Origin of the sequence: Sphingobium sp. Ant17 (genome assembly GCF_000588875.1) — a bacterium.
Taxonomy (GTDB): domain Bacteria; phylum Pseudomonadota; class Alphaproteobacteria; order Sphingomonadales; family Sphingomonadaceae; genus Sphingobium.
Window position 1 is genome coordinate 88,554 of record NZ_JEMV01000011.1, and the last position, 9,508, is coordinate 98,061.

6 protein-coding genes and 3 pseudogenes are annotated in these 9,508 nt (G+C 61.9%); all 9 read right to left on the reverse strand.

Features of this window, described 5'->3' with window-relative positions; translation table 11 throughout:
- Window positions 1-139: 139 nt before the first annotated feature.
- Window positions 140-1,381, reverse strand: coding sequence for a TolC family protein (locus tag BF95_RS07335; RefSeq protein WP_043150430.1), 1,242 nt, complete (start codon window positions 1,379-1,381; stop codon window positions 140-142).
- Complete coding sequence (locus BF95_RS07340) at window positions 1,378-1,677, reverse strand: DUF3240 family protein (protein ID WP_043150431.1); 300 nt, start codon at window positions 1,675-1,677, stop codon at window positions 1,378-1,380. The genes BF95_RS07335 and BF95_RS07340 overlap by 4 nt, the downstream gene beginning before the upstream one ends.
- Window positions 1,670-4,741 carry an efflux RND transporter permease subunit gene (locus BF95_RS07345; RefSeq protein ID WP_043150433.1) on the reverse strand — a complete coding sequence of 1,024 codons (3,072 nt, stop codon included), beginning with the start codon at window positions 4,739-4,741 and terminating at the stop codon, window positions 1,670-1,672. Before BF95_RS07345 ends, BF95_RS07340 begins: the two co-directional genes overlap by 8 nt.
- A pseudogene (locus BF95_RS07350) lies at window positions 4,741-5,852 on the reverse strand (efflux RND transporter periplasmic adaptor subunit). The gene BF95_RS07345 and the pseudogene BF95_RS07350 overlap by 1 nt, the downstream one beginning before the upstream one ends.
- Window positions 5,853-5,928: 76 nt before the next feature.
- Entirely contained in the window at window positions 5,929-7,071 is a 1,143-nt protein-coding gene (locus BF95_RS07355) for a glycosyltransferase family 4 protein (RefSeq protein WP_051519893.1), read from the reverse strand.
- Window positions 7,072-7,074: 3 nt separating this feature from the next.
- A complete protein-coding gene (locus BF95_RS07360; RefSeq protein ID WP_081764069.1) occupies window positions 7,075-7,542 on the reverse strand; it encodes a GtrA family protein in 468 nt (155 codons plus the stop codon).
- Window positions 7,539-8,225 (reverse strand): hypothetical protein, encoded by a 687-nt coding sequence (locus tag BF95_RS07365; protein WP_051519895.1) that lies wholly within the window; start codon window positions 8,223-8,225, stop codon window positions 7,539-7,541. Before BF95_RS07365 ends, BF95_RS07360 begins: the two co-directional genes overlap by 4 nt.
- A 161-nt stretch (window positions 8,226-8,386) precedes the next feature.
- Window positions 8,387-8,917, reverse strand: a pseudogene (istB, locus tag BF95_RS07370) (IS21-like element helper ATPase IstB); the annotation flags it as partial.
- Window positions 8,918-9,119: 202 nt separating this feature from the next.
- Window positions 9,120-9,462 (reverse strand): annotated as a pseudogene (locus tag BF95_RS26175) (IS66 family transposase); the annotation flags it as partial.
- Window positions 9,463-9,508 lie beyond the last annotated feature (46 nt).

A 9,508-nucleotide genomic window follows, 5' to 3' on the forward strand; every position in this document is an offset into this window, starting at 1 on the left:
GGATGCTGTCGATCAGCCCCTATTTGAACGATGCACCGGAGCGCTGACCAAAAGCTGACAGGATCCGCATATTCTGGGATTGGCCATCGGGGCAGCTGGCCAAGCTGTCCGAAGTTACCGGACGGTTCATAGGCACTGTTCAGCTATCGCCAGGCGTGACCCAAATGCTGTGCGAATCGATTTGCAATTTCGTGATGGCCCGCACCGCTTCGCCGCGCGCCTCGATCTCGGCGCGCTGTGCATCATGCGCCTGCCGACGCGCGTACAGCATGTCAGAAAGATCGACGGCTCCGAGCAATTGACCCCGCTGTGTTCTGGCGGCTGCCGCTAGGCTGCTGTCTGCGGCGTCGGCCATGCCACGCCACACGTCCATGCGTGTGCGAGCGTTCGAAAGGTCGGCATCGGCTGTCGCTTCGACCATGCGTTGGACGTTGGACAGATCGAACCGCGCGGCATTGGCTTCTGCGCTTGCCTGCTCGGCAGCTGCCCTGCGATATCCGCCGCCCAGAGGTATGGAGGCAACAAGACCTGCGCCGCGTTCCATGCCGCTGCGCTCGCTAAACAGCCGAACGCCGAAAGTGGGGTCGGCGATGCGATCTGCACGGACGCGTTGCGACACAATGCCAAGCCGCTGCGCCTCGCGGTCCGCGGCACGAATCTCATGACTGCGTTCGATAACCAACGCTCGCATAGTCGCCAGCGGTTGGGCTGGGAGTTCGGGCGCGCCCAGGACGGGTGGTTCGACAGGCAGGGGCAGGTCGGGGAAGGTCGCGGCCAACATGGCCCGTGCCTGCTCCCGATTAGCGAGCGATCCCGCGGCTTGTCCGCGCGCCTGCGCCAGGGCAGCGTTCGCCTGGTCGATGTCGAGATCGGCCGCATCGCGCAGCTGGCGCCGGCGGTGCACCGCCTGAACCGACGTTTCCAGCACGCTCACCGTTCCCATGTCGTTGCGATGTAGAGCGGCCGCAGTCAGCCAGTCATACCATAGCGCGGACAGCGTCAGCGCGGCCTGGTGACGGACATCCTCAGCGCGGTTTTCGGCGACTTCAATGCCCAGCGCGCCTGCCTTTCGATCGAGCGCGGCCTTACCCGGCAGGCGGAATGCGCGCCCGATCGTAGTATCGAACTCATCATAACCACCTTCGCGATCCACCGTCCGGCGGATGTAGCTGCCGGTCACCGTCACCTCATGCGGGCCACGACGGAGCATATCATCCTGCGCCTTGGCCGCGCCAACGCGCTCACCAGCGGCCGAAACTGTCGGGTGATTGTCGAGGATTGCGATCACCTGCGCCTCCGGCGGCAGGTCTGCGCGCTGCGCGAACACGGCGACAGGGGTCAGGCAGGTAAAGGCGGCCAGAGCTAGGGTGATGGCTTTCATACTATTCTTCCTCGCGCCATGACGGGTGTCTGATACCAGCGCACCGGAGATCGGCGTTTCGCCTTGCCAATGGCCTCCAAAATGGCATCGATTGCGGTAGCAAGCTCGACGAGCTCGATTGCTGATCGCTTCAACGTGGCGGTGACCTGTTCAGAGGTTTTTGCATCGCCGAAATCGCGGCCGTGAACAGTCTCGGCACGAACGTGAAGGGGCACGCGGGTGGTGGCGCGGATCGCCTCGATCAGCGTTTCCGTATCGCCGGCAGCGCAGTGGATGGTGAGCAGGACTTCAGTCATTTGCGGCCTCCTCGCGGCCTTCGCCGAAGCGCTCGAACAGGATTGGCAGCAGGACCAACGTCAACAGTGTCGAGGTGATCAGTCCGCCGATCACCACAATCGCGAGCGGCTTCTGGATCTCGGAGCCAGGGCCGCTCGCGAATAGCAGGGGGACCAGGCCGAAGGCGGTGATGCTCGCCGTCATCAGAACGGGTCGGAGCCGCCGTTCCGCGCCAAGCCGCACCGCATCGGCAAGGGTTGCGCCCTCCTCCCGCAATTGCCGGAAATACGCGACGAGCACGAGGCCGTTGAGGACGGCAATACCAAGCAGCGCGATGAAGCCGACCGAAGCAGGCACCGAGAGATACTCGCCTGATGCCCAGAGCGACACGAGGCCGCCGACCATAGCGAAAGGAATGTTGAGCAGGATGATCACGGAGGCGCGCAGCGACCGCAGCGTCGCCAGAAGGACGAAGAAAATCAGCAGCAGGGCGATGGGAATGACCAGCATCAGCCGGGCGGATGCACGCTGCTGGTTCTCGAACTGGCCGCCCCACACGACATGATAGCCGGCGGGCAGCGTGACCTTCGCCGCCACGGCCGCCTTGGCCTCATCGACATAACCGACCAGATCGCGGCCTGAGACGAAGGCCTGAACCAGAGCAAAGCGCGAGCCATTCTCATGATCCAGCTTCACTGGTCCCTGGGTGCGCTCGACCCGTGCCATATCGCTGACCCGCGCCAGCGTGCCGCCGGGGGTGCGCAGTTGCAGGTCGGCAAAACGGGCGGGATCGGCGCGGAGGCTTTCATCGCCGCGGATCAGGATCGGAATGCGCTTCTGGCCTTCCGCAACGATGCCGGCATGAACGCCTTCGACCTGCGCGCGCAGCATGTCCTGCATCTCTGCTACCGGCATACCGAACCGGCCAGCGGCGGCGCGATCGATGTTGAGTTGCAGATAGTCGACCCGGTCGTTCGCCACGGTCATGACTTCCGACGCGCCGCGCACGCCAGACAGGGTCCGCTGCACCCGGCCAGCGAGATCGGAAAGCGTGGCGCTGTCCGGTCCGAAGATCTTGACCGCGAGATCACCGCGTGCGCCGGTCAGCATTTCCGAGACCCGCATCTCGATCGGCTGGGTGAAGCTTGGCTGGATGCCGGGCATGCCGGCCAGCGCCTTGCGCATTTGGGCAAGAACGAACTCCTTGTCGCCGCGCCAGTCCGAGCGTGGCTTCAGTCGCACGAAGCTGTCGGTTTCGTTGGGGCCCATGGGATCGAGACCGATCTCGTCAGAGCCGACCCGAGCGATTACGTCCTGTACCTCTGGCACCGTGAGCAACGCCCGCTGCACCGCCTTGTCGTTCTCGACCGACTGCGCGAGATTGATCGAGGGAAGCTTGGTCAACTGGACGATCACCGACCCCTCATCCATTGTCGGCATGAAGGCTTTGCCGACCGCACCATAGGCGATGGCGGCGATCACAAGGCCTGCAGCGGAGAGCGCATAGACCAGTCGTTTGCGGTCGAACGCTGCGGTCAGCAGCGCGTGATAGCGGGGCGCGAGCTTCCGCATGATCCAGGGCTCGCCATGATGGCCGCTCTTAAGGCCGAACGAGGCGAGAACGGGCACGAGCGTCAGGGCGAGCAACAGCGAGCCCGCCAGCGCGAACACGATCGTCAGGGCGACGGGCGCGAACAATTTGCCTTCCAGGCCTTGCAGCGCCAGCAGCGGCAGGAAGACGAGGGCAATGATGATGATGCCCGCCGACACCGGGACGACGACATCGCTGGTGGCACGAAAGATGAGGTTGAGGCGTGGATGGCCTTGCTCCTGCTCGTGACCCAGCCGCTCGACGACATTCTCGACGACCACGACGGCGCCATCGACGAGCATCCCGATCGCGATAGCCAGCCCCCCCAGGCTCATCAGATTGGCCGACAAGCCCATGCCCTGCATGAAGAGGAAGGTGATGAGCGCAGCCATTGGCAGCGTTACCGCGACGATGGCGGCCGCCCGCCAGTCTCCCAGGAACAGGATCAGCAGGACGACGACGAGGATCGTGGCCTCCAGAAGGGCTTCCTCCACCGTACCGACTGCATGGCTGATGAGGTCCGACCGATCGTAAAACACGTCGATATGAGTCCCGGCAGGCAGGCCTTTTTCGACCTCGGTAAGGCGGGCGTGCACGCCGTCGACGACTTGCCGGGCATCGGCGCCGCGCAGGGCGATGACCAACCCTTCGACCGCTTCATCCCGCCCATTCTTGCTGACCGCGCCATAGCGGGTGAGACTGCCGCTGCTTATCGTCGCCACGTCGGAAAGGCGAACGATGCGACCGTCACGGCTAGCGATCACCAGAGACTGCAAATCCTCGACCGACTGGATCGCGCCTACGGCACGGACAATGAGCGATTCCTCACCTGACGTCAGGCGACCGGCTCCGTCGTTGCGGTTGCCGCTCTCGATGGCGGTGCGCAGGTCGGTAATCGACAATTTCGCGCTGGCGAGGGCTATCGGGTCGGGACGCACTTCAAAGGTGCGGACAAAGCCGCCCAGCGCGTTGACGTCAGCGACGCCGGGTACGGTGCGCAAGGCAGGACGGATCGTCCAGTCAAGCAGTTCGCGCTTCTGCTGGAGCGTTTGCGGCCCCTCGATCGTGAACATATAGACGTCGGACAGCGGCGTTGAGATGGGTGCCAGGCCACCGCTAACCGAGGCTGGCATGTCACCCAGAACGCCGGTCAGTCGCTCCGACACTTGCTGGCGTGCCCAGTAGATGTCTGTGCCATCGACGAAATCGATCGTGATGTCGGCAATCGCATATTTGGCGGTCGAGCGCAGGATCGCCTGTTTGGGGATGCCGAGCATCTCCATCTCGATCGGCGCGATGACGCGGCTCTCGACTTCTTCAGGCGTCATGCCGGGCGCCTTGAGGATCAGCTTGACCTGGGTCTGCGCGATATTGGGATAGGCATCGACCGGCAGCGTGACAAAGGCCCATGCGCCGAGACCGGCCACGACGATGGACAGGGCGATGACCAGCAGGCGATAGGAAAGTGCCTGCGCGACGAGGGACCGCAGCATCAGCGTGCCTGCGCCAGCGCCTTGAGCGCGCTCGTGCCGACGGTGACGACGCGCTCTCCGGGGCGGATGCCGGATAGTAGAAGGGTCATGCCGCCATTGGAACCACCGGAAGCGACTTTGCGTGGTGCAAAGCCGTTGGCAGTAGAGACAAATACTATGTCGTTGCCATCGAGGTTGGTGACGGCGGATGACGGAACGCTGACCGCCCCGGCCGGGGCGGGGCCGAAGACCGAGATGCTGGTCGCGCGACCGGCGATGACGGCTGACCCGGCCGGCAAGGTCGCCTTTAGCATAGCAGACCGGGTTGCCGGATCGACTGTCGTTCCAACGGCAGTCACCGTGCCGCGCAAGGTGCCAAGGCGAATCGACATGCCGGGGTGGACCGTCCCCACAAGGCGTTCGGGAAGTTGTGCCTCCACTTCATAGCGATCGACGGCATCGATGACATAGGGCGCGGTGGTGCCATCGACGGGACTGCCAGCCTGGATGGTCGCGCCGGTTACCCGGCCTGCGATCGGGGCAACCAGCGTGTAGGTGCCGCTGCCACCATGTCCGTTGACCAACCGCAGGATGCGCGATTTTTCGGCGACATCCGCACGCGCTTCCATGGCCAGGGCGCGCGCCTCGTCGGCACGGGCGCAGCGATGATTCCCTCGCGGTCAAGCTGGGAGAGGCGACCGGCGTTAGACTGGGCCACACCCAGTCGCGCGCCCGCACGCGTCAGATCGCCGCTCAGGCTCAAGACATCGCGGCTCGAGATTACCGCCAATGCCTGACCCCGGCGCACGCTGTCGCCTTCTACGACCATCGTTCGCATTACGACGCCGGGGAGGGATGCCGCGACTGCGACCCGTGCGCCTGGCGGTGGCGCAATCATCGCGGGGAGATCGGCAAGGGGTGCCTCGGTAGCCGATAGAGCGGCCTGAACCAGGATACCCAATTGCCGTGCCTGTGCTGCCGGGACGGCCAGGATAGCCTGACCCTTTTGCGTCGAAGCGGCGCGGGGTGGCGGGGCATCAGGTGGCGCAGGCGTATGATTCAGCCAGAAAAGCCCGCTCACAAGAGCAACTGCTAAAGCGCCGCCAACGGCATATGTCTGTCGTCTATCCATGACTCCCGGCTAGCCGGGAGTTCTGACGAAGACCTGACAGCCGATCCCGCCAACGCTCCTCCCGAAGTTTACGGTATCAGGCCTGACGGCTTGGTGAACGATCGATCAGGCGCCGATAGACGTGCACGACCTTTTGCGATTCTGCGTCCCAGGAATAGGTCAGGCTCTTACGTCGGGCGCTCTTGCCCATGGCGCGACGCAGCGACCCATCCTCCGTCAAATTTGTAATGGCGTTCACATAGGCATTGATGTCGGTCGGTGGGCAGATGATGCCGTCTTCCCCACAGCTAATGATGCTTCTCGCATTCTGGGCGTCGGCGCTCACGACCGGCACGCCGCAGGCCATTGCTTCAAGGATGACATTCCCGAAAGTCTCCGTGGTGCTCGGGCTGAGCATGATGTCCGCGCTCGCGATGGCGCTCGACAGCGCGGAACCGGAAAGATGTCCGGTAAAGACTGCTCCGGGAAGAGCCTCAAATGCATCGGCTGCGGGTCCCGCACCGACGATCAGCGGACGGATCAAGCGATTTCGTTTCTGAAGCTCTCGTGTGGCCGCCACGAAAGTTGCCAGTCCCTTTTCAACGACCAGACGGCCCAGAAACAAGATGGCGACCTCGTTGTCGGCTATCCCCTTGTCGCGCCGCCACGCCATATCGCGCCGATCGGGATGAAAATGGTCCGAATCGACACCGCGGCTCCAGACATCTGCATGACGATCGCCGCGCATGGCCGCCAGATCATCGACCAGTGCCCTGGTGGGGGCAAGAACATGATCGCTACGCCGGTAGAACCGCCGCAAATGGGCCTCCAGCGCCGGGCGGGCCCAGTCCAGGCCGTAATAGGATAGATAGGTTTCGAAGCGGGTATGCATACTCGCAACGATCGGAACGCCCAGACGCTTGGCGAAACTCTGCGCCCGCACCCCGAGAATATCCGGTGTTGACACATGGACAAGGTCGGGCCGAAACTTAGTGATGTCGGCACGGATGGACTGCGGGATGCCGAGCGCCAGGCGAAATTCCTTGCGGACGGGCAGCGCAACCGAGGGCACCGGGACAAGCGTACCTGCCGGTTCGAAAGCTGGTGTGTCAGTTACCGGGGAATAGACTTGCACCGAGCATCCGGCATTCTTCTCAAGATAGCGAACGAGAATGTTGAGTGCCTGGTTCGCACCTTCCTTCAGATAATTATAATTGCCTGAAAACAACGCAATCCGCACGGTCTAAACCTGCCGAAAATTGAAGACGGCGTTGAGGATGAACACCATCAAGCCTGCGAACAGGGAAACAATTATCCGGGCAACGAGGTAGTTAACGTCACTCCATTTTAGAAGGAGCCCGTAGAGACCTGTCGTGAGGAGCAAACCGACGCCGGAATTGACGAGAAACAGGATATAGCCTGTTCGCAGATCCCGATCGGTCCCTTTGAAAATCCAGGAACGGCCGAGAATATAGTGCAAGGAGTTGGCGATTACGAATCCAACGCCGGCCGCAAATATCTTATTTACCCCCGCAAACTTAACTAAAATCCAGAGGACGAGAAGGCCCACTGCGAAGACAGAGCAACTGACAATTGTGTTACGTACCAGCATTCCTCCGACGCGCCGAGAGATCAGTCGGGCCAGAACGCTGCCATCTGAACGGGGTGCATTGGGGGAAGGCGATCCTTGTGCCGGCTGCCCGCTGGTCATGAAACCGGCATGAGCCGCGCGGTTGCATCAGGACTCTTTTGGTCCGCCGCGTCGGCCCATTGCGTACATCGGACTGCCCAAGGGTTGAGAAATAAAAATGGTAGCTTGATGAACAGAAGTTCGGCGTGGATGAAGCTGTCGATTGCACGCTCCCACCACCGGACATCGCGTTTGGCATGCGCCTCAAGCCATTCGTCATAAGGGGACCAGTGACTCGGCTCGTCGCGATGGATGACCTTGAAAATCCTTGTCAGGACAGGGTCGGACAAGATTAGGCGATTTGCGAGCAATATCTCTACATGCCTGAAGCCGCGTTTTTCGGTCAACGAGATCACGCGGCATAGGCGTTCGAACATCGCAGTGCTGCTCACGACCTGTTGCGTATGAAGCCGTGCGATCGGCCTTTGAAACATGATTTCGACGAATCGATCAATATGGCCAAACGACCGATCAACCCGCAGGGGCATCACGCCCCTGCGCTCGAACCATCGACGAAACATCAGATAATGCTTTCTCTCGTCGGCGCGGTGACGTTCGATCCGCGCAATCAGTTTGAAGTCGTCGGGGGATCGATCGCGAACCGCCTCGATCACTCGATCAATGGCTGTGTAGCCGCGATGTTCGTTATAGATATATATGCTGCCGACCACGTCGAGATATCGGCGGCTGAACCATTCGAGCATTAAATTCTCCATGCTGCCAGACGCGGGCATGGCCGTGTGTCAACGGCGGTCGGATTCCAGGCCAGCGTGGCGGAGTAAAAGCAGGCCATTGATGGGGCGCTGTGAAGATATGCAAAGGGCCCCGATCGGGGCCCTTTGCATATCTTGGCCGTGATCGGGGATCAGGGGGCTGTAATTTCGCCGGTGTCCGGGTCGACGACAGGGGTGGCCTGTTTTTGCTCCGCCCCGGCAGCACGGCGGCGGGCGGACTGCTTGAGACGGTAGCTGTCGCCGTTCATGGCCAGGATGCTGACGTGGTGCGTGAGCCGATCGAGCAGCGCGCCGGTGAGCCGCTCGGATCCCAGGACCTGCGTCCAGTCCTCGAACGGCAGGTTGGATGTGACGATCGTCGATCCACGCTCATAGCGCTGCGAGAATGTCTCGAACAGCAGTTCGGCGCCCGTGGGGGAGAGCGGCACATAGCCCAGTTCATCGACGATGAGCAGCTTCACCGCCGCCAGCTCGCGCTGCATTTTGAGCAGCCGCTTTTCGTCTCTTGCCTCCATCAACTGGTTGACCAGAGCGGCAGCGGTCGTGAACGCGACGGTGAAGCCTTTCTGGCAGGCCGCCAGTCCCAGGGCGAGCGCCACATGGGTTTTGCCCGTGCCACTGTTACCCAGCGCAATGATATTTTCCCGCCGCAGGATATATTCGGGGTCAGTACATAGAACGGACCCAGATATACGCTAAGCGCCGACAGCCCCGCTCAGGTGTCGGCAAACACCTGTTTGTCGTGCATTCGGTGGATCGTACGCATCCGGTGTGGACCGCAGGCGCGCAGCATTTTTGAGGTAAGACCTCATAGGAGTATCGCTACCGATATTCCTGTGAGATCGGGTTTACGCTGCTGGCAAATCAGGCCGCCTGAGCGGTATCGATCTTTTCGCGCAGGTGTTTCCAGGTCCATGGCAGCAACTCATGGAGGCGGTTCTGGGATATGTCAGCGATCCGCGTGAGCACGTCGGTTAGCCAGACGAGGGGATCGACATCGTTGAGTTTGCAAGTGGCGATGAGGGTGTACATCATTGCGGCGCGCTCACCGCCACGGTCAGAACCGACGAACAACCAAGCTTTTCTTCCTCTTGCAATGGCTCTCAGGGCGCGTTCGGCGGCGTTGTTCGTGAGACATATCCGGCCATCTTCGAGGAATGCGGTAAAAGCGGGCCATGCGTTTGAGCATGTAATCCATCTTTTTTGCCGACTGCGTCCTTAGAGGAGAGCAGCCCCGCGCTGTTCACGCATCC

Bases quoted from the DNA above. Each gene is read 5' to 3' on its own strand.
- BF95_RS07345 (WP_043150433.1), bottom strand. From the start codon at position 4,741: ATGCTGCGGTCCCTCGTCGCGCAGGCACTTTCCTATCGCCTGCTGGTC.
- BF95_RS07335 (WP_043150430.1), bottom strand. From the start codon at position 1,381: ATGAAAGCCATCACCCTAGCTCTGGCCGCCTTTACCTGCCTGACCCCT.
- BF95_RS07365 (WP_051519895.1), bottom strand. From the start codon at position 8,225: ATGCTCGAATGGTTCAGCCGCCGATATCTCGACGTGGTCGGCAGCATA.
- BF95_RS07360 (WP_081764069.1), bottom strand. From the start codon at position 7,542: ATGACCAGCGGGCAGCCGGCACAAGGATCGCCTTCCCCCAATGCACCC.
- BF95_RS07340 (WP_043150431.1), bottom strand. From the start codon at position 1,677: ATGACTGAAGTCCTGCTCACCATCCACTGCGCTGCCGGCGATACGGAA.